The organism is Bacillus sp. EB106-07-01-XG149, assembly GCF_058791555.1.
Genome location: NZ_JBYTDP010000004.1, coordinates 337 through 18,152 on the forward strand (window position 1 = coordinate 337; position 17,816 = coordinate 18,152).

21 protein-coding genes are annotated in these 17,816 nt (G+C 35.8%); 15 read left to right on the forward strand and 6 right to left on the reverse strand.

Translation table 11 applies throughout. The features are described from left to right. Together AC3WTA_RS17040 and AC3WTA_RS17045 are read right to left on the reverse strand one after the other, a co-directional pair. The coding region (locus AC3WTA_RS17040; RefSeq protein ID WP_141521286.1) for a collagen-like repeat preface domain-containing protein at positions 1-576 on the reverse strand (576 nt) is incomplete at its 3' end. Between the two features lie 113 nt (positions 577-689). Then, a complete protein-coding gene (locus AC3WTA_RS17045; RefSeq protein WP_000450155.1) occupies positions 690-1,655 on the reverse strand; it encodes a tyrosine-type recombinase/integrase in 966 nt (321 codons plus the stop codon). Between the two features lie 113 nt (positions 1,656-1,768). Between AC3WTA_RS17045 and spoVK the strand changes: the two genes are divergently transcribed. Next, positions 1,769-2,725: a stage V sporulation protein K gene (spoVK, locus tag AC3WTA_RS17050; RefSeq protein WP_000438183.1), complete on the forward strand. Its 957-nt coding sequence runs from the start codon at positions 1,769-1,771 to the stop codon at positions 2,723-2,725. A gap of 30 nt (positions 2,726-2,755) precedes the next feature. On the opposite strand, the gene AC3WTA_RS17055 is transcribed toward spoVK, so the two are convergent. Together AC3WTA_RS17055 and AC3WTA_RS17060 are read right to left on the reverse strand one after the other, a co-directional pair. Continuing rightward, positions 2,756-2,893: a hypothetical protein gene (locus AC3WTA_RS17055; protein WP_000181494.1), complete on the reverse strand. Its 138-nt coding sequence runs from the start codon at positions 2,891-2,893 to the stop codon at positions 2,756-2,758. Positions 2,894-2,992: 99 nt separating this feature from the next. Further along, positions 2,993-3,616, reverse strand: coding sequence for a trimeric intracellular cation channel family protein (locus tag AC3WTA_RS17060; RefSeq protein WP_000312270.1), 624 nt, complete (start codon positions 3,614-3,616; stop codon positions 2,993-2,995). 92 nt (positions 3,617-3,708) lie between these two features. On the opposite strand from AC3WTA_RS17060, the gene hflX reads away from it, so the two are divergent. The 7 genes from hflX to AC3WTA_RS17095 all read left to right on the forward strand — a co-directional run bounded on the left by hflX (position 3,709) and on the right by AC3WTA_RS17095 (position 10,165). Next, positions 3,709-4,983, forward strand: a complete 1,275-nt coding sequence (gene hflX / locus AC3WTA_RS17065; RefSeq protein WP_000391405.1) for a GTPase HflX — start codon at positions 3,709-3,711, stop codon at positions 4,981-4,983. Further along, the gene (locus AC3WTA_RS17070) at positions 4,976-6,247 is read left to right on the forward strand and encodes a methionine gamma-lyase family protein (RefSeq protein WP_000460307.1); all 1,272 of its coding nucleotides are present in this window, start codon (positions 4,976-4,978) and stop codon (positions 6,245-6,247) included. Before hflX ends, AC3WTA_RS17070 begins: the two co-directional genes overlap by 8 nt. A 175-nt stretch (positions 6,248-6,422) precedes the next feature. Continuing rightward, entirely contained in the window at positions 6,423-6,812 is a 390-nt protein-coding gene (glnR, locus tag AC3WTA_RS17075; RefSeq protein WP_000656785.1) for a transcriptional repressor GlnR, read from the forward strand. Positions 6,813-6,860: 48 nt separating this feature from the next. Then, complete coding sequence (gene glnA, locus AC3WTA_RS17080) at positions 6,861-8,195, forward strand: type I glutamate--ammonia ligase (protein ID WP_000135339.1); 1,335 nt, start codon at positions 6,861-6,863, stop codon at positions 8,193-8,195. 304 nt (positions 8,196-8,499) lie between these two features. After that, positions 8,500-8,823, forward strand: coding sequence for a PadR family transcriptional regulator (locus tag AC3WTA_RS17085; protein ID WP_001102620.1), 324 nt, complete (start codon positions 8,500-8,502; stop codon positions 8,821-8,823). Continuing rightward, a complete protein-coding gene (locus AC3WTA_RS17090; RefSeq protein WP_492332943.1) occupies positions 8,816-9,358 on the forward strand; it encodes a DUF1700 domain-containing protein in 543 nt (180 codons plus the stop codon). The genes AC3WTA_RS17085 and AC3WTA_RS17090 overlap by 8 nt, the downstream gene beginning before the upstream one ends. Further along, positions 9,359-10,165 carry a DUF4097 family beta strand repeat-containing protein gene (locus AC3WTA_RS17095; RefSeq protein WP_000976124.1) on the forward strand — a complete coding sequence of 269 codons (807 nt, stop codon included), beginning with the start codon at positions 9,359-9,361 and terminating at the stop codon, positions 10,163-10,165. An 88-nt stretch (positions 10,166-10,253) separates the two neighbouring features. Here AC3WTA_RS17095 and lexA read toward each other — a convergent pair whose 3' ends face one another. Continuing rightward, positions 10,254-10,874, reverse strand: a complete 621-nt coding sequence (gene lexA / locus AC3WTA_RS17100) for a transcriptional repressor LexA (RefSeq protein WP_000413737.1) — start codon at positions 10,872-10,874, stop codon at positions 10,254-10,256. Between the two features lie 142 nt (positions 10,875-11,016). Between lexA and AC3WTA_RS17105 the strand changes: the two genes are divergently transcribed. Together AC3WTA_RS17105 and AC3WTA_RS17110 are read left to right on the forward strand one after the other, a co-directional pair. Next, a complete protein-coding gene (locus AC3WTA_RS17105) occupies positions 11,017-11,673 on the forward strand; it encodes a YneB family resolvase-like protein (RefSeq protein ID WP_000991474.1) in 657 nt (218 codons plus the stop codon). Positions 11,674-11,718: 45 nt separating this feature from the next. Next, complete coding sequence (locus AC3WTA_RS17110) at positions 11,719-11,958, forward strand: DUF896 domain-containing protein (RefSeq protein ID WP_001190582.1); 240 nt, start codon at positions 11,719-11,721, stop codon at positions 11,956-11,958. A 39-nt stretch (positions 11,959-11,997) separates the two neighbouring features. Here the strand turns inward: AC3WTA_RS17110 and AC3WTA_RS17115 are convergent, their stop codons facing one another. Next, positions 11,998-13,581, reverse strand: coding sequence for a bifunctional metallophosphatase/5'-nucleotidase (locus tag AC3WTA_RS17115; protein ID WP_001069267.1), 1,584 nt, complete (start codon positions 13,579-13,581; stop codon positions 11,998-12,000). Positions 13,582-13,765: 184 nt separating this feature from the next. On the opposite strand from AC3WTA_RS17115, the gene AC3WTA_RS17120 reads away from it, so the two are divergent. The 5 genes from AC3WTA_RS17120 to AC3WTA_RS17140 all read left to right on the forward strand — a co-directional run bounded on the left by AC3WTA_RS17120 (position 13,766) and on the right by AC3WTA_RS17140 (position 17,713). Then, a complete protein-coding gene (locus AC3WTA_RS17120) occupies positions 13,766-14,704 on the forward strand; it encodes a phosphate/phosphite/phosphonate ABC transporter substrate-binding protein (protein ID WP_000915074.1) in 939 nt (312 codons plus the stop codon). 84 nt (positions 14,705-14,788) lie between these two features. Continuing rightward, positions 14,789-15,562: a phosphonate ABC transporter ATP-binding protein gene (gene phnC / locus AC3WTA_RS17125; protein ID WP_070169034.1), complete on the forward strand. Its 774-nt coding sequence runs from the start codon at positions 14,789-14,791 to the stop codon at positions 15,560-15,562. Beyond that, positions 15,559-16,353 (forward strand): phosphonate ABC transporter, permease protein PhnE, encoded by a 795-nt coding sequence (gene phnE, locus AC3WTA_RS17130; protein ID WP_000996078.1) that lies wholly within the window; start codon positions 15,559-15,561, stop codon positions 16,351-16,353. The genes phnC and phnE (AC3WTA_RS17130) overlap by 4 nt, the downstream gene beginning before the upstream one ends. Beyond that, positions 16,353-17,156 (forward strand): phosphonate ABC transporter, permease protein PhnE, encoded by an 804-nt coding sequence (gene phnE / locus AC3WTA_RS17135; RefSeq protein ID WP_070169033.1) that lies wholly within the window; start codon positions 16,353-16,355, stop codon positions 17,154-17,156. The genes phnE (AC3WTA_RS17130) and phnE (AC3WTA_RS17135) overlap by 1 nt, the downstream gene beginning before the upstream one ends. Positions 17,157-17,230: 74 nt before the next feature. Then, positions 17,231-17,713: a hypothetical protein gene (locus tag AC3WTA_RS17140; protein WP_001207847.1), complete on the forward strand. Its 483-nt coding sequence runs from the start codon at positions 17,231-17,233 to the stop codon at positions 17,711-17,713. Positions 17,714-17,816 lie beyond the last annotated feature (103 nt).

Genomic DNA, 17,816 nt, shown 5'->3' on the forward strand with positions numbered 1-17,816 from the left:
AGGTCCAGTGGCACCAGTAGAGCCTGTGTTACCTTGAGGCCCAGTAGCACCGGTAGCGCCTGTGTTCCCTCGAGGTCCAGTAGGCCCAGTAGGCCCGGTAGGACCTCTGCCGAACGAAGCTGAATTAACTAGAGTAGTTTGTAACTCTGCAATTAATTTAAGGAGTTCTTGGAGTGTACAATGATCGATTCGGAATAACTTTGTGATGTAAAGTAAATAATTAATTAAAATTTGGAGTTCAACAAATACAGCACTTGCTACGAAAGTTGGATTTTTTAATATAGTTATTAAGTTTTTAATAATAGCTAATCCTTGCGCTTTCAGGGAGGAAGTAGCTTCTAGTGAACAAATAAATTTACTTAGTAGGTTCAATGTATCAATTAGATCTTCAATATTTTTGGGAGATGGATTTGCAAAAAGTTTTGGGATTATTTTTGTTAAATCGATAATGATTGCGCGAAATGTTCTAAGTTGTGCTTTAGTAATTGGGATCGATGGGGTATTTGGGATTCGTCCAGCGCTACTTGGAAAGCATGGTTTGGAGAATTTGTTTTGACTGTCGTCATAACGAGACATTAAATCTCTCCTTTCTAATGAGAATGTGAATGAAACTCATCATAGTAGATGCAAAAATTAGTTAAATGGTCATAGTAAAATCGTTTGTTTAAAGAAAAAATAGAAAAAACGCCTTATGATAAGGCGTTTTTTCTATTTTCTGCGTATTGATAATATCGTTTTAGTGAAACTTTTGATTTGAATCCAGCTAGTTTTATAATTTCTGACTCTGGAGTTTCTTTTTTTATTAAGTTTAAAATATAGGTGTTACGAAAGTGTTGTCCTGAGATTCCTTTGCGTAAATTAGCTCTAGATACTTCAAGGCGAATCATTTTTTGGATAGCGATTTCTGTTAATCCCTTCGGTGCATCATTTTCGTATACCCATCTGTATGTTCCGCGATTAAAATCAAATGCGATAAATAATGGGTCATGACTATGGTATTTTGGACGAACGGGTTCAGGGATGCTTTTGTAATAAGTATATAGTTGTTTTTTGTCTTCGTTAGTTAATGTAATTGTTCTTTCTACCCCTGCGGTTGCTGGGATAGAAAATGTGTTAGTTTCAAAGTGAACGTGATGCATAGTTAACGCTGTAAGTTCCTGTAAGGATAATCCATAGTCGATTAATAAGTTTAAAATAGCAACATTACGATCCATTAATAAAGGGCGCACAGGACGTTGTTTTTCTGAAAGTCCTTCTAATGAAGTGATTATATGTTTTAATCTTTTTTCTTCATCAGATGAAATGAAATCTTCGTTACGAAGTGTGCGGTCTGGTTGAATAGAAATTTCCATGTTCTTTAATGGGTTAGGGATATTTAGAAAATGATGCATTCTATTTAATACAATAAATACACGGTGCATCGTTTTCTCTGAGTAATGTCGATTCTTTTTTAGGTCGGAAAAGTAATCTTCGTAGTCTTTTGTACAAAGTGTAGCCCATATATTACTGGAAGGGAGCTTTTTGTTTTTTTCTAACCAATGTCCGAAATCTTCAATGTCATAAACATAACGTTTAATGGTTGAAGCTTTTCGGCCTTTATTCAATAAAAAAATAGAAAAGGCTTGTATTGTATCATGGAATTCCGATGTCTCCATAGTCCCACCACCTTCATTATTTCTTATATTATAGCAAACTTTTCTGAAAATAGTCATTTGCAAGGGAGACAGGAATAATAATATTTGGTGAGTGGATAAAATGAGGTGATTGTATGGAACAATCGATGCGAAAGAAAAATAATAATCAAATTAACATTGTGTTAAATCATCGAAAGAAAATTTCTTTACCAGCCGCAGAAAATAAAACAGTAATTTCAAATGAAACTACTACGAAACATGAGATGCTGCAAAGAATTGAAGAAGAGATGGGGAAGCTTGTTGGGATGGATGATATAAAAAAGATAATAAAAGAAATATATGCTTGGATTTATGTGAATAAAAAAAGACAAGAAATAGGGTTGAAATCTGAGAAGCAAGTACTCCATATGTTGTTTAAAGGGAATCCAGGTACAGGGAAGACAACTGTTGCTAGAATGATAGGGAAATTGTTGTTTGAGATGAATATTTTATCAAAAGGGCACTTAGTTGAAGCTGAACGTGCAGATCTTGTAGGAGAGTACATCGGACATACAGCTCAAAAAACAAGAGATTTAATAAAAAAAGCAATGGGAGGTATTTTGTTTATAGATGAGGCGTATTCATTGGCTCGAGGGGGAGAAAAAGATTTTGGGAAAGAAGCAATTGATACGCTTGTAAAACATATGGAAGATAAACAACACGGTTTTGTATTGATTTTAGCTGGATATTCAAGAGAGATGAATCATTTTCTTTCATTAAATCCAGGACTACAATCACGTTTTCCATTTATAATTGAATTTTCTGATTACTCAGTAAATCAACTGTTGGAAATTGGGAAGAGGATGTATGAAGAGCGTGAATACCAGTTATCGAAAGAGGCTGAATGGAAATTTAGAGATCATTTACATGCTGTAAAGTACTCGTCGCAAATTACATCGTTTAGTAATGGACGATATGTACGGAATATTGTTGAAAAATCGATTCGTACACAGGCTATGCGGTTGTTGCAAGAGGATACGTATGATAAATATGATTTAATTGGGATATCAAGTTGTGATTTGATGCTTGAAGAGGAGACGCACAGTACGTAAACTGTGCGTCTGTTTTTTGTATAAGTGCTTTTACTCTTTTTTTGCTTTTCCTTGATAAGATTTATGGAAGTGTTCCATTTTAGCGCTTTTTTCGTGTGCAGAATTAGGATCGTGTCCAATTTGACCTACTGAGCTTTTTTGAGCGCCTTTATTAACATGGTTTGTCATTTGTATTCACCTCGCTTTGAGGATTAGTATAAACATTATGTAAAGAAAAACTCATTAGAAAAGAAAAACCTCTTTACGATATGTAAAGAGGTTAGATTGCTATTTATGCATTGAACGTTCTTTTGTATCGATACGTCTATGCGGTAAATGCCATTTGTAATGAATAGAAACCATGCGGAAGCAAACAATTAAAATGAATAAGGTATATAGAGCCCAATCGCTAACAATAATTTGAGCGCCGATTAAGAAACCTGCTAGAATCGTCCAAAAGGCATATACTTCAGCTCGAAGGACGAGAGGTTTTCTGCGGGCTAAAAGATCGCGGATGATACCACCGCCAATACCAGTTAAAACAGCTGCTACGATTGTAGCGCTAATTGGTAAATTTAATTTTTGAGCATATAATGCTCCTTGTACGGCGAATGCTGATAAGCCGATAGCATCAGTGATATTTTCCCACTTTTTCCAATGTCTAATTAATTTATTAGGAAAAAGAAAAATAATCGTCATTGATAGTAGTGCGATTTGGAATAACATGTCTTGTTGCCAAAACGCGACAATCGGATAACCGATTAATAAATTACGAAGGGCACCTCCCCCAAATGCGGTTGCCATTCCTAAAATATACACCCCGAAAATATCATAATCCTCTTCCATTGCAACAATGGCTCCGCTTAGTGCGAAAGCGATTGTGCCTATGATGCTAAAAATCTCCCATGCCATGAATTTTCTCCCCCGCTAACTAGATGAAATGTGCTTCCTCTGCTATTATATTAGAAGGTTTAAATTTCGAAAAGGATGAGTGAACATATTTGATGGAAGAAAAAGAAAAAGTCATATTAGTAGGCTGTCAATTGCCACAAGATGATGATGAAAAGTTTATGCATTCCATGAAAGAGCTTGCATCGCTAGCGAAGACTGCACGAGCAGAATTGTTAGTGTCTACAACGCAAAAACGACCGAAGTTTCATCCGGCGACTTATATAGGTAAAGGTAAATTAGAAGAGCTTACAATGTTAACGGAAGAATTAGAACCGGATGTTATCGTATTTAATAACGAATTAACGCCGAGTCAAATTCGGAATTTATCCTCGGTATTAGATGCGAGGGTAATTGATCGAACGCAACTAATATTAGATATTTTTGCGCAACGTGCGAAGTCGAGGGAAGGTAAGCTTCAAGTAGAATTAGCTCAGTTGCAATATACAATGCCACGTCTTATGGGGCAAGGATTGTCTTTATCACGTCTTGGTGGTGGTATTGGAACGAGAGGGCCGGGTGAGACGAAACTTGAGACGGATCGTCGTCATATTCGATCACGCGTTGATGAAATAAAGAAACAACTTGCAGTTGTTGTGGAGCATCGAAAAAGATATCGTGAGAGAAGAAAAGATAATAAAGTATTTCAAGTTTCATTAATAGGGTATACGAATGCGGGAAAATCTACACTGTTTAATAGATTGACGGAAGCAGATACGTTTGAAGAAAACTTGTTGTTTGCAACGCTAGACCCGACGACAAGGAAGATGCCGTTACCTTCAGGTTATACAGTATTACTGACTGATACGGTGGGCTTTATACAAGATTTACCTACGTCATTAATTGCTGCTTTTCGTTCGACATTAGAAGAAGCTGGTGAAGCGGATGTTATTTTACATGTAGTTGATTCAGCGGATCCTAATTATGTAGGGCATGAGAAAACAGTAAAACAATTATTGTCAGAACTTGAAATTAATCATATTCCTATTATTACGTTATATAATAAAAAAGATGAATTACATCAAAATTTTATTCCGTTTCCGAAAAGTGACTTCTTAATGACTAGTGCCTTTGAACAAAGTGATTTATTGCATATAAAAGAAGCGATAGAAACGAAAATGAAGGAAGAAATGAATCGTTATCAAGTGGAAATTCCACCGAGTGAAGGTAAGTTGTTAATGCTATTAAAGACGGAGACGCTATTAACAAAGATGGAGTTTCTGGAAGATAAATTTGTATATGATTGCGTGGGGTATATTTTTGCTCATTCATCGCTTAATGTGCAATTAAAGAGATTTTTAGTGGAAGAAGGAGAAAATAAAAATGTTTGATCGTTTGAAAAATGGAGAAAAAATTGCTCCAATCGTAAAAGAAGTAGAGAGCCAGATTACAGAAGTACATAAACGCGCGGATGAAGTAATTGAAAGCAATCAGTTTCGAGTGTTAGAAAGTTTCCGTAAACATAAAATTAGTGATTCGCATTTTATTCCGACGACAGGTTACGGTTATGATGATATTGGCCGTGATACGTTAGAAAAAGTGTATGCGGATGTATTTGGAGCGGAAGCTGGTCTTGTTCGTCCGCAAATTATTTCAGGTACTCATGCTATTTCTACAGCGTTATTCGGTGTTTTACGTCCGGGAGATGAGTTATTGTACATCACTGGCAAACCGTATGATACGTTAGAAGAAATCGTTGGTGTACGCGGAAAAGGTGTAGGTTCATTTAAAGAATATAATATTGGTTATAATGCAGTTCCGCTTACTGAAGAGGGGCTTGTTGATTTTGGAGCTGTTGCGACTGCAATTCATAGTAATACGAAGATGATTGGGATTCAGCGCTCAAAAGGTTATGCTACTCGTCCATCGTTTACTATTTCTCAAATTAAAGAGATGATAGCATTCGTTAAAGAAATTAAACCTGATGTTGTTGTGTTTGTAGATAACTGTTATGGTGAGTTTATTGAAGAGCAAGAGCCATGTCATGTTGGTGCAGATTTAATGGCAGGTTCGCTTATTAAAAATCCTGGTGGTGGAATTGTTAAAACTGGTGGTTACATTGTTGGTAAAGAACAGTATGTTGAAGCGTGTGCATATCGTTTAACATCTCCGGGAATCGGTGCGGAAGCAGGGGCATCTTTATACAGTCTGCAAGAAATGTATCAAGGTTTCTTCTTAGCGCCGCATGTAGCGGGACAAGCACTAAAAGGTGCGATTTTTACAGCTGCATTTTTAGAGAAGTTAGGAATGAATACATCACCAGCATGGAATGCACCAAGAACAGATTTAATTCAGTCTGTTCAATTTGATGATAAAGATCGTATGATTGCATTCTGCCAAGCGATTCAATATGCATCTCCAATTAATTCTCACTTCACTCCATATGCCAACTATATGCCGGGTTATGAAGATGATGTAATTATGGCTGCGGGAACGTTTATTCAAGGTGCAAGTATTGAATTGTCAGCTGATGGTCCAATTCGTCCGCCTTATGTTGCTTACGTGCAAGGTGGGTTAACTTATTCACATGTGAAGATTGCGATTTGTTCTGCAATTGATGCGTTAATTGAAAAAGAATTATTAACAATTTCTTAAGGGGAAGCTGTCGATTTCGACAGCTTTTTTCTAATGAAAGTAATGATTAATTTCATTAGAAAAAAGAATGAAAAAATTTATAAAAAAATCATGTAAGAAAAGCTAACATCTATTGACACTAAACGTAACATGGTATAAAATGAGAAGCAGTTAAGGCGAAGGAGGAACTGAAACAATGAAAGAAGATAGACGTTCTGCCCCGCTGTTTCCTATTGGTATTGTTATGGATTTAACACAATTATCTGCACGTCAAATTCGCTACTATGAAGAGCATAATCTTGTTTCTCCAACCCGTACAAAGGGGAATCGTAGATTATTTTCATTTAACGATGTAGATAAGTTGTTAGAGATTAAAGATTTATTAGATCAAGGTTTGAATATGGCTGGTATTAAACAAGTGTTACTAATGAAAGTAAATCAAACAGAAACAGTGAAAGTAAAAGAAGAAACGAAAGAAATTTCAAAAACTGAGCTTCGCAAAATACTTCGAGATGAACTACAACATACAGGTAGATTTAATCGGACTTCATTGCGACAAGGTGACATTTCAAGGTTTTTTCACTAAAGATAACTGATTCTGAAGGTGTTTAGAGGGACTAAGGAGGAATTTATAATGGCTAGGTACACAAGAGAAGATATTTTCCGTTTGGCGAAAGAAGAGAATGTAAAGTATATCCGCTTACAATTTACGGACCTTTTAGGAGTAATTAAAAACGTAGAAATTCCAGTGAGCCAATTAACAAAAGCTCTTGATAACAAAATGATGTTTGATGGATCTTCTATTGAAGGTTTCGTACGTATTGAAGAATCGGATATGTATTTATATCCGGATTTGGATACTTGGGTAATTTTCCCTTGGACAGCTGAAAAAGGGAAAGTAGCTCGATTAATCTGTGATATTTACAATGCAGATGGCACTCCATTTGATGGTGATCCACGTAACAACTTAAAGCGTGTATTAAAAGAAATGGAAGCATTAGGATTCTCAGATTTCAATCTTGGACCAGAGCCGGAATTCTTCCTATTTAAAGTAGATGAAAAAGGAAATCCAACATTAGAATTAAACGATAACGGTGGGTACTTCGACCTTGCGCCGATGGATCTAGGGGAAAACTGTCGTCGTGATATCGTTCTTGAACTTGAAGAAATGGGCTTTGAAATTGAAGCGTCTCACCATGAGGTTGCTCCAGGGCAACACGAAATTGACTTTAAATATGCAAATGCAATTCGCTCATGTGATGACATTCAAACATTCAAACTTGTTGTAAAAACAATTGCTCGTAAACACGGTTTACACGCAACATTTATGCCAAAACCATTATACGGTGTGAACGGTTCAGGTATGCACTGTAACTTATCACTATTCAAAAATGGTGAGAACGTATTCTTCGATCAAAACGGTGAATTACAATTAAGTGATGATGCTCGTCACTTCATCGCAGGTATTTTAAAACACGCACCAGCATTTACAGCGGTAGCAAATCCAACTGTAAACTCTTACAAGCGTTTAGTACCTGGATACGAAGCTCCTTGTTACGTAGCATGGTCTGCACAAAACCGTAGCCCATTAGTACGTATCCCTGCATCTCGTGGTATTAGTACACGCGTAGAAGTACGTAGTGTTGACCCAGCTGCAAACCCATATTTAGTAATGGCTACATTATTAGCAGCAGGTCTTGATGGAATTAAAAACAAATTAACTCCACCAGCTGCAGTAGACCGTAACATCTATGTAATGACGAAAGAAGAGCGCGAAGAAGCTGGCATCGTTGACTTACCAGCAACATTAGCGCAAGCATTAGTTACATTACAATCTAATGAAGTAGTATGCGGTGCACTAGGAGAGCATTTACTTGAGCACTTCATCGAAGCGAAAGAGATTGAGTGGGACATCTTCCGCACGCAAGTTCACCAATGGGAACGCGATCAATATATGTCTCTATACTAAGAGAGAAAAAAGCCTTGATACTACGGTATCAGGGCTTTTTTTATTTGTGGGCAAATATAAAGGCTTGTGAAATGAATTAGATGGGTGCCCGCAAAATGCCCGAAAAAAGTCATGTGGATTATTTAAAATGCGTGCTAGCTATGAATGAAAATGTGGAAGTTGAAATATGGTGTGGATGTATTTAATTCGAAAATTAAGTATTGAAAAATATAGTACCTTGCAATGAATAATACTAAGTGTTATATTATGGATATAATAGGTACCGTGTATTGAATAGTACTGAAATGAGAAAGGGGGATTGACCTTGAACGTTCAGTTTAAAAAAGGCGTGTTAGAACTTTGTGTTTTAGCACTTGTGAAACGTAAAGATTGTTACGGCTATGAACTTGTTCAGCAAATCTCAAATAAATTTTTAATATCGGAAGGGTCAGTGTATCCTTTATTACGTCGTTTAACGAAAGAAGGATATTTTCAAACGTATTTAAAAGAATCTACAGAGGGGCCACCTCGTAAATATTATCAACTAACGGAGCAAGGGGAGACGCAACTGAATTTGTTAGTAACGGAGTGGCGTGATTTTGCAAAAGGCGTACAAGAAATTATTGAAGGGGTGGAATGGGATGAGTAAAGAACAGTTCCTTAAAGAATTATCAAGTCATCTTAGAAAGTTACCGGAAGAAGAGGGGAAAGATATTTTATTTGATTATGAAGAGCATTTTCAGTTTGGGAAAGAAGAGGGGAAAACTGAATCGGAAATAATAAAAGGCCTTGGTTCTCCGAAAGTAATTGCGAAAGACTTACTTGCTTTGTATCGCTTTGATGAAATGAAAAAGGACCCATCTACTTCGAATATAACAAGGGCTGTCATGGCTGCGATTGGACTTAGTTTGTTTAATTTCATTATTGTGTTAGGCCCGTTAGTTGCAATTATCGCTTTTATATTTTCTTTTTGGGTCGGTGGGATTGCTAGTGTAGTGACACCATTTTTGGTTATTGCAAAAGTATTTATGGGTACTTTTATATGGTTGGATGTATTCGTTAGTATAACGTTTGTTGGAGTAGGTTTGTTGTTATGTATTATCGCTTATTATAGTACGAAGTGGTTTAAAAAGTTATGCGTACGTTATGTAATATGGAACTTCAAAATGATAAAAGGGGAGTAGATGATGAAGAAAATATTGTTAGTAGCTATCGCTTGTATCATTATTGGAGTAATAGGGATTTCACAAACATATGAAAAAGCAGTGCAAACTGCAGAAAAAGGAAACAAAGAAGACGTTATTAAAAACGAAACATTAAAAAATATACAAGTTAAGTTAGACGCTGGGGATATTGTTGTCCAAAAATCTCCCGACTCTTCTTTTTATGTAAAGCACACAGGAGATGCACGTAAACAAGAGATTCGTATTGCCGAAGATGGTGATACATTAAAAATTATTGGGGAAAGAGAAAAAGGTGCTTCATTTGATTTTTCCTTTTACAATTTCAAGTTTCAAACGTCTACATTGACTATATTTGTACCAGAACGTTCTTACCAAGAGATAAAAATAAATTCATCAACTGGACAAATAGAAGTAAGTGATGTGAAAAGTGATCGTGTAAGTGTTGGGACACTCGCTGGAGAAGTAGATTTGAAACATGTCACAGCTAAGAGTGTGGAGGGTTCTACAAAAGCTGGTGAGGTGAATTTAAAAAAGGTAATAGGGAAAGTAACAGCGAAAACGGCTAGCGGGGATGTATATGTTGTGGATCATGATCCGAAGTATGATGTAGAGGCAAGTTCAACTGCTGGGGATGTAGATATTACTTTATTAGAAAAACCACAAGATGCAGTTATAACTGGGCAAAGCGCTGCTGGCGACGTGATGATTTTTAATGAAGAAAATAAAAATATAACAATTGGCAATGGTAGTAAAAAGATTAGCGGTAAAACAGCTGCTGGCGATGTGACGATTGAAACTCGTTCATAAGAAATAAAATGTATGAAAATCTATCAAAATACAAAAAAAGAAGATAATTACCGTATATAGATAAGGTAATTATCTTCTTTTATTATTCTTAATGTAAATCACGATATACGCCAATTACTTTTCCAATAACTGACACTTGTTTTAAAATGATAGGTTCTAATGAAGAGTTTTCCGGTTGTAGACGGAAATGGTCTTTTTCTTTATAGAAACGTTTAACAGTTGCTTCGTTATCTTCTGTTAAAGCGACTACAATTTCACCGTTGTATGCAGACTGTTGTTGGCGAACAACAACTAAATCCCCATCGAAAATACCAGCTTCAATCATACTATCTCCGGAAATACGTAACATAAATACTTGGTCTGCTCCAGCAACAATGCTAGCTGGAAGTGGGAAGTGATCTTCTACACTTTCAACTGCTGTAATCGGTAATCCAGCAGTAACTTTTCCGACAATTGGAACTTGAATAACAGATTGTGTTTCTGTATCCATTCGGTTGTCACCTAAAATTTCAATTGCTCGTGGTTTTGTTGGATCGCGTCGAATATATCCTTTTTCTTCTAGTCGTGATAAATGTCCGTGCACTGTAGAACTAGAAGCGAGGCCGACTGCTTGACCGATTTCACGTACGGAAGGTGGATATCCTTTTTCTTGTACTTTTAGCTTAATAAAGTCGAGAATGTCTTGCTGGCGTTTCGTTAACTTTTCCATGTTTTCTAACACCTCGTTTTCTTTCATTTTTCTTATTAATAAGTATAACATGCGAAAAAACATTCTACAAACATAAGTTCGAACGAAAGACGAATTTATGATACACTAATAAGGAAAATATAGTGAGAAAGAAGGGTTCAAAATGAATGCAATTATTTATGCACGTGTGAGCACAACAAAAGAAGAACAGGAAACATCATTATTGCGTCAAAAAGATGAATTATTGCATTTAGCTGAGCGCTATCAAATGAATGTTGTAAAGGTGATTGAGGAGCAGGCTAGTGGTTATACAATTGAACGTGATGGCATATTAGAAGTGCTAGATACAATTCGCGATGAACAAGTTGATGTACTTCTCATACAAGATGAAACGCGCCTTGGTAGAGGGAATGCAAAGATTGCATTAATGCACTGTTTACATAAAGAGGGAATAAAAGTATATACGCATAGGCATAATGGAGAATTAGAACTCTCTGACTCTGATTCGATGGTGCTAGATATAATTGGGATTGTTGAAGAGTATCAAAGAAAGATCCACAATTTAAAAATTAAACGTGGCATGCAAAGAGCGGTAGAGAAAGGATTTCGTCCAGAGAATAATTTGAAAAATCGTCATTTAAGTATAGGACGTGAGAAAAAAGAAGTGCCAATTGAGGAAATTGTACGTTTACGCCGGAATGAATTAACTTTTGAAGAAATTGCAGCAACACTTCGTGGTTTTGGTCATGATGTTTCAAAAGCAACTGTACATCGAAGATATGTAGAATATACAAAGCAATTGCTTGATAAAGAGGACTAACTATTGTATGATAATAATCAGTTTTGAGTAAAAGGGGGATTCGAGATGCAAAGTCACGAACTCATTGAACGCATTAACTTCTTAGCGAAAAAAGCAAAAGCTGAAGGTTTAACTGAAGAAGAACAACGTGAGCGCCAATCGCTACGTGAACAATATTTAAAAGGATTTCGTCAAAATATGTTAAACGAACTTAAAGGAATTAAAGTTGTTAACGAAGAAGGTACTGATGTTACACCGGCGAAATTAAAAGCTTTAAAAAAGCAAGATAATGCAAAATTAAACTAAAAGATGGGCGAAGCCCATCTTTTTTATTTATTATATCCGTTATTTAATAACTTTCCAGTTGTTATTGACTGTTGCTTCTATCTTTTTGTGCTTCAATATATAGTTAGCGATAAGTTCAGACATATCTGTTGGTATGTCTTTTATTACGGGCTTATTTTGAAACATAAAGAAGTTCCCTCCGCCGCTTGCGCGATAATTATTCATAACGACGTCATATTCTTCGTTCATATGAAGTGGAGCGCCTTTATACTGTAAGGATTCTGCTCTCTCGCCAATTGGTTTGGAAATGTTTAATACGTACGAAATTCCTTCCCACATATCGTAATTATAGTGTTGCGGCTTTGGTTCTATGTAGGCAGGGTTTACGATGATAGTTCCATCTGCTTTTAATATGAAATAAGAAGCAGAGAGTTCAAGGGCATCTTTTATATCCGCTCCAGTTATTCTAATTACTTTTAATGTATTTGGATAAATATAATTAGAAACGATGTCACGCATTGTTACGCGATTAGGGAAACCTGGAGATGTATTATGGAATAAGCTTGTACAAGAAATGGAAACATTAGCTATATCCATTTGTATTTTATTTATGAATTCAATAAAAGGATGATCTTGCAAACGAGTTTGCATAGCATCTGAAATTTGCATGTCCCCATAGATTATTCCAATTGGTTGATCGAGCCAATTTTGTGTATTCTCTTCATAATCAGATGCTAAGGAAAGAACATCTGAATCTGCCTCAATTCCTTGCACCGTCAACAACTCTGAATAACTTTCTTTTTTAAGCCACTTCTGTTCCATTCTTTCGAAGGTTACGGTTATTTTTCCAACTGATTGCCCATTACATCCAGTCTGTAAAATTGTTACACCATTCATTACGGTGTGAGCGATTTCCCGGTGTTGGTGGCCTGTTAGTAAAATGTCTATGCCTTCAATTTCATGGCACATTGCATATCCTTGGTTTTCACCTGTTAAAACTTCAGTCGGTAACCCAGTTTGTAAATCGCGTTCAAATCCCCCATGGTAGGCTACGACTAATAAATCGGGTTTCTCGTGTTCGCGAATGTAAGAAACCCATCTTTTTGTTGTTTCTAATGCATCTTCAAATTGTAAATCTTGAATGTGATGGGGTTGTTCCCAATTGGGAATGTAATGCGTTGTCATCCCTAAAATAGCAATTTTTATATTTGATTCAATATGTTTTATTATATATGGTTTCCCGAAATAAGGTTCTTTTCTGTTTTTATCTAAAATATTTGCTGATAGATAGGGAAAGTTTGCAGTAGAAATAGCATTATTTAATATGTCCATTCCATAATTAAATTCATGATTCCCAATAACTGCAGCATCATAACGTAAATAGTTCGCTAATAAAGACATTGGATTTTTCTTATCTTCTTCATATGTAGCGTAATGATAAGTAAAGGGTGTTCCTTGTATGAAGTCACCGTTATCAATTAAAAGAACGTTTCTATTTTGGGAACGTTCTTTTTTTATAAGAGTAGAAATTTTGGCTAAACCAATTTCAGCTTGAGAGTTATCTTGGTAGTGAATTGGATAAACAGTGCCATGTATATCACTTGTTAATAAAATGTTTAAAGTTACAATTTGATTTGGATTCAATATCATTCACCTTTTCTATTGTTATCTACTAATTAAGCATATCAAATATATGAAGAGAATTTTAATGAGAATGTATAGAATGTGTAAAGATTCTGTAAATAAGCAATTATACGTGAAAATGTGTGATATATTTCTTCATGTTTACGGAAGGCGATTTTATAACAACAAAAATGGAGGCATTAATATGTTGAAAAAAGTTTTTGCAATGAGTACGACAGTTGTACTAGCGGCGGGATTATTAAGTGGTTGTGGAACGAAAGAATCAAGTGCAAGTAAAACTGAAGATACGAAAAAAGGTTATGTACCGAAGACCTTAAATGTTCAATTTGTTCCTTCTCAAAATGCAGATACGTTAGAGGCGAAGGCAAAACCATTGGAAAAGCTATTAAGTGATAAGTTAAATATTCCAGTAAAAGTTAGTATTTCAACGAATTACAATACAATTGTAGAAGCGATGGCATCTAAGCAAGTAGATGTAGGATTTTTACCCCCAACAGCGTATGTGCTAGCGCATGAGAAAAAGGCTGCAAACGTAATTTTACAAGCACAACGTTTTGGAGTAGATGATGAAACGGGAGCTCCTACAAAGGATTTAGTAGACTTTTATAAATCTGAGTTTGTAGTTAAGAAAGATTCAAATATTAATAGTGTAAAAGATTTAAAAGGTAAAAAAATTGGTTATCAAGATGTAACGTCATCAGCGGGATATGTGTGGCCTGCGGCTGTACTATTAAAAGAGGGCGTTGATCCGTTAAAAGATGTGAAACCTGTTACATTAAAAGGTCACGATCAGTCGCTTATTGCGCTTTTAAATGGTGATGTAGATGCAGCTGTTGTATTCCAAGATGCTCGTAATATTGTGAAAAAAGATTATCCGAATATATTCGATCAAACGAAAATAGTGAAATTTACGGAAAACATTCCAAACGATACGATTTCGGTACGTTCTGATTTAGATGCAGAGTGGAGTAAGAAATTACAGGACGCTTTCATTGAAATAGGAAAGAATGAGGAAGGTCACAAAATCATTAAAGAAGTATATTCACATGAAGGATATGTTAAATCTGATGATAGTAAATTTGATATCGTTCGTGAATATGGAAAGAAAGTAAAAACGCAATAATACATATGGAAATGGCAGCTAACTGGAAGGTGTATGTTTCCAGTTAGTTTGCCATTTTGAATACATAGAAGGTAGGTAAGATGTGTGATAGAATTTCGAAATGTTTCCAAAATGTATTCGAATGGTACAAAAGGATTGAATAATATAAACTTGAACATTCAAAAAGGTGAGTTTGTTGTAATGGTAGGGCTGTCGGGGGCTGGAAAGTCTACACTTCTTAGATCGGTAAATCGCCTTCATGAGATTACAGAAGGAGAAATCTTGATTGAAGGTGAGTCTATTACTGCTGCGAAAGGAAAAGAATTACGACGCATGCGCCGGGATATTGGTATGATTTTTCAAAGTTTTAACCTTGTAAAACGATCAACGGTTTTGAAGAATGTATTAGCTGGGCGTGTTGGATACCATTCGACTTTTCGTACAACGTTAGGTCTATTTCCAAAAGAAGATTTGGAGCTTGCCTTTCAATCGTTAAAAAGGGTGAATATTTTAGAAAAAGCATATGCGCGAGCTGATGAATTATCAGGAGGACAACAGCAACGTGTATCGATTGCTAGAGCGTTGGCGCAAGAAGCAAAAATCATATTGGCAGATGAACCTGTTGCGTCGTTAGATCCGCTAACAACAAAGCAAGTATTAGATGATTTGAAAAAAATTAATGAAGATTTTGGGATTACAACAATTGTAAACTTACATTCTATTGATTTAGCTAGGCAATATGCGACACGCATTATTGGATTACATGCAGGCGAAATTGTTTTTGATGGTTCAGTAGAAGAGGCAACGGATGAAAAATTTGCTGAAATTTATGGAGACGTAGCGCAGAAAAGTGAATTATTAGAGGTGGCAGTTAAATGAATGACGCGACGATATATTCGAAATCGATACCGAAGCCGCCGAGTAAGTTGAAACATATGTTAACGGCTATTCTAGTCATTTTACTGTTGTGGGGAAGTAGTGTACAGGTCGACGCATCATTTTCAAAGCTAGTAGTTGGTTTTCCTAATATAATTGATTTGTTAAAAGAGATGGTGCCGCCTGATTGGAGTTATTTTCAAGTTATTACAACAGCGATGTTAGATACAATACGTATGGCGATTATGGGGACGACTTTAGGAGCGATTTTAGCTATTCCACTGGCACTATTTGCGGCAAGTAATGTGTTTACTAGTACATTTTTGTACGGTCCAGCTCGATTGGTTTTAAATTTTATCCGAACGATACCAGATTTATTATTAGCGGCAATTTTCGTAGCTATTTTTGGAATAGGACCACTTCCAGGTATTTTAGCTCTTACTTTTTTCTCAATTGGGCTCGTGGCGAAATTGTTGTATGAGTCAATGGAATCGATTGATCCAGGTCCATTAGAGGCGATGACAGCAGTAGGAGCAAATAAAGTGCAATGGATTGTGTATGGGGTAATTCCGCAAGTGAAAGCACATTTTGTCTCCTATGTTCTTTATACATTTGAGGTGAACGTACGTGCAGCAGCTGTTTTAGGTTTAGTAGGAGCGGGTGGTATTGGGTTGTACTATGACCGTACACTTGGATTTTTACAATATCAACAAACTGCATCTATTATTATTTATACTCTTGTTGTTGTATTGTTAATTGATTATGTAAGTACATTGTTGCGGGAGAAATTATAATGAGTAAAACGACGATAATTGTACCAAAACCGAAGAAACCGAGTGTGTATCGCTGGTTTATTTTTATAGCACTTGCATTTGTTTATGTATGGGCTTTTTCAGGAGTCCCGCTAGAGGGAATAAAGGATACGGCAGGAGAAATTACAAAAGCAATTATGACAGGTGTATTGAATCCAGATTGGTCGTATGTATCTTTGCCAGATGGTGAAGATTTATTACATGGCTTAATTGATACGTTGGCAATTGCGATATTAGGTACATTTATTTCTGCCTTTTTATCTGTTCCATTCGCTTTTTGGGCGGCAACGAATATGAGCAGTGGAAAATTAACGTCAGGAACTGGGAAATTTGTACTTAGTTTTGTTCGTACATTTCCTGAATTAGTTATGGCTCTTTTATTTATAAAAGCTGTTGGACCAGGCTCCTTTGCCGGAGTTCTAGCTTTAGGATTACACTCTATCGGAATGTTAGGGAAATTATATTCAGAAGGAATTGAAAATATAGATAAAGGACCGACGGAAGCGTTAATAGCTACAGGTGCGAATCGCTTTCAAATACTTTGGTATGCAGTATTGCCACAAGTATTACCGGATTTTCTATCGTATACGTTATACAGGTTCGAAATTAATGTACGATCCGCTGCTATTTTAGGTGTTATTGGAGCAGGTGGGATTGGTACGCCTCTAATTTTTGCACTGAGTTCACGCAATTGGTCTCGTGTGGGTATTATTTTATTGGGTATTATTTTAATGGTAATTATCATTGATTTTATTTCAAGTTCGATACGGAAGAAAATTGTATAATTTATTTTAAGCACCTATAAAAGGTGCTTTTTTATATAATAAGAATAATAAATGTGAGCAATAGGGGGGATAATTTGGCTTTACAGCACGAGTTTGTATTTGTTTCGAATGAAAAAAAAGGGTTGGATTTTATAGGTATAGATTGGATTGAACTTTGTTTTCTATATAAAGAAGAGGCAAAGATAGATGAGTGTGTTGTATTAAGTGATGAGCTAATCGTATATCTATTAGATTTTACCCATTGGATTCCGAACTATTATCCAGCGAAAAGAGCAGAAGGATTTGGAATTCACTATTATGGTATTACGAAAATAGAACAGCAAGGGGCAGTGATAGCAGAACAGTTATTTTGTTCGCTAGTTAACATGTTTTCTCTAGCGCCAGAAACAATCGAACTGACAGGGCAGTTTCAATGGGAAAATGATAATAATACTGATGGAGAATATGAAAGATACGTATTTGATCGAGATAAATTATGCCAAGATTTAAATTCTTTTATTCGTTTGCTTTGCAGAGTGAAAAATGGGGAAGGATATATTTTGCATTATGGAATTTGAAAATGATGAATAAATATACAGATAATTCCCTTTCTTTTTAAAATAAAAATAATGAAAAAGTATGTCATATTGAATGCCCATACATTCCCTAAATCATTGATTT

Excerpts from the sequence above, each read along its gene's own strand:
- AC3WTA_RS17045 (WP_000450155.1), bottom strand. The coding sequence starts at position 1,655 with ATGGAGACATCGGAATTCCATGATACAATACAAGCCTTTTCTATTTTT.
- glnR (WP_000656785.1), top strand. The coding sequence starts at position 6,423 with ATGAAAGAAGATAGACGTTCTGCCCCGCTGTTTCCTATTGGTATTGTT.
- AC3WTA_RS17055 (WP_000181494.1), bottom strand. The coding sequence starts at position 2,893 with ATGACAAACCATGTTAATAAAGGCGCTCAAAAAAGCTCAGTAGGTCAA.
- phnE (WP_070169033.1), top strand. The coding sequence starts at position 16,353 with ATGAGTAAAACGACGATAATTGTACCAAAACCGAAGAAACCGAGTGTG.
- AC3WTA_RS17105 (WP_000991474.1), top strand. The coding sequence starts at position 11,017 with ATGAATGCAATTATTTATGCACGTGTGAGCACAACAAAAGAAGAACAG.
- AC3WTA_RS17110 (WP_001190582.1), top strand. The coding sequence starts at position 11,719 with ATGCAAAGTCACGAACTCATTGAACGCATTAACTTCTTAGCGAAAAAA.
- AC3WTA_RS17070 (WP_000460307.1), top strand. The coding sequence starts at position 4,976 with ATGTTTGATCGTTTGAAAAATGGAGAAAAAATTGCTCCAATCGTAAAA.
- glnA (WP_000135339.1), top strand. The coding sequence starts at position 6,861 with ATGGCTAGGTACACAAGAGAAGATATTTTCCGTTTGGCGAAAGAAGAG.
- spoVK (WP_000438183.1), top strand. The coding sequence starts at position 1,769 with ATGGAACAATCGATGCGAAAGAAAAATAATAATCAAATTAACATTGTG.
- AC3WTA_RS17090 (WP_492332943.1), top strand. The coding sequence starts at position 8,816 with ATGAGTAAAGAACAGTTCCTTAAAGAATTATCAAGTCATCTTAGAAAG.
- AC3WTA_RS17095 (WP_000976124.1), top strand. The coding sequence starts at position 9,359 with ATGATGAAGAAAATATTGTTAGTAGCTATCGCTTGTATCATTATTGGA.
- AC3WTA_RS17060 (WP_000312270.1), bottom strand. The coding sequence starts at position 3,616 with ATGGCATGGGAGATTTTTAGCATCATAGGCACAATCGCTTTCGCACTA.
- hflX (WP_000391405.1), top strand. The coding sequence starts at position 3,709 with ATGGAAGAAAAAGAAAAAGTCATATTAGTAGGCTGTCAATTGCCACAA.
- phnE (WP_000996078.1), top strand. The coding sequence starts at position 15,559 with ATGAATGACGCGACGATATATTCGAAATCGATACCGAAGCCGCCGAGT.
- lexA (WP_000413737.1), bottom strand. The coding sequence starts at position 10,874 with ATGGAAAAGTTAACGAAACGCCAGCAAGACATTCTCGACTTTATTAAG.
- AC3WTA_RS17120 (WP_000915074.1), top strand. The coding sequence starts at position 13,766 with ATGTTGAAAAAAGTTTTTGCAATGAGTACGACAGTTGTACTAGCGGCG.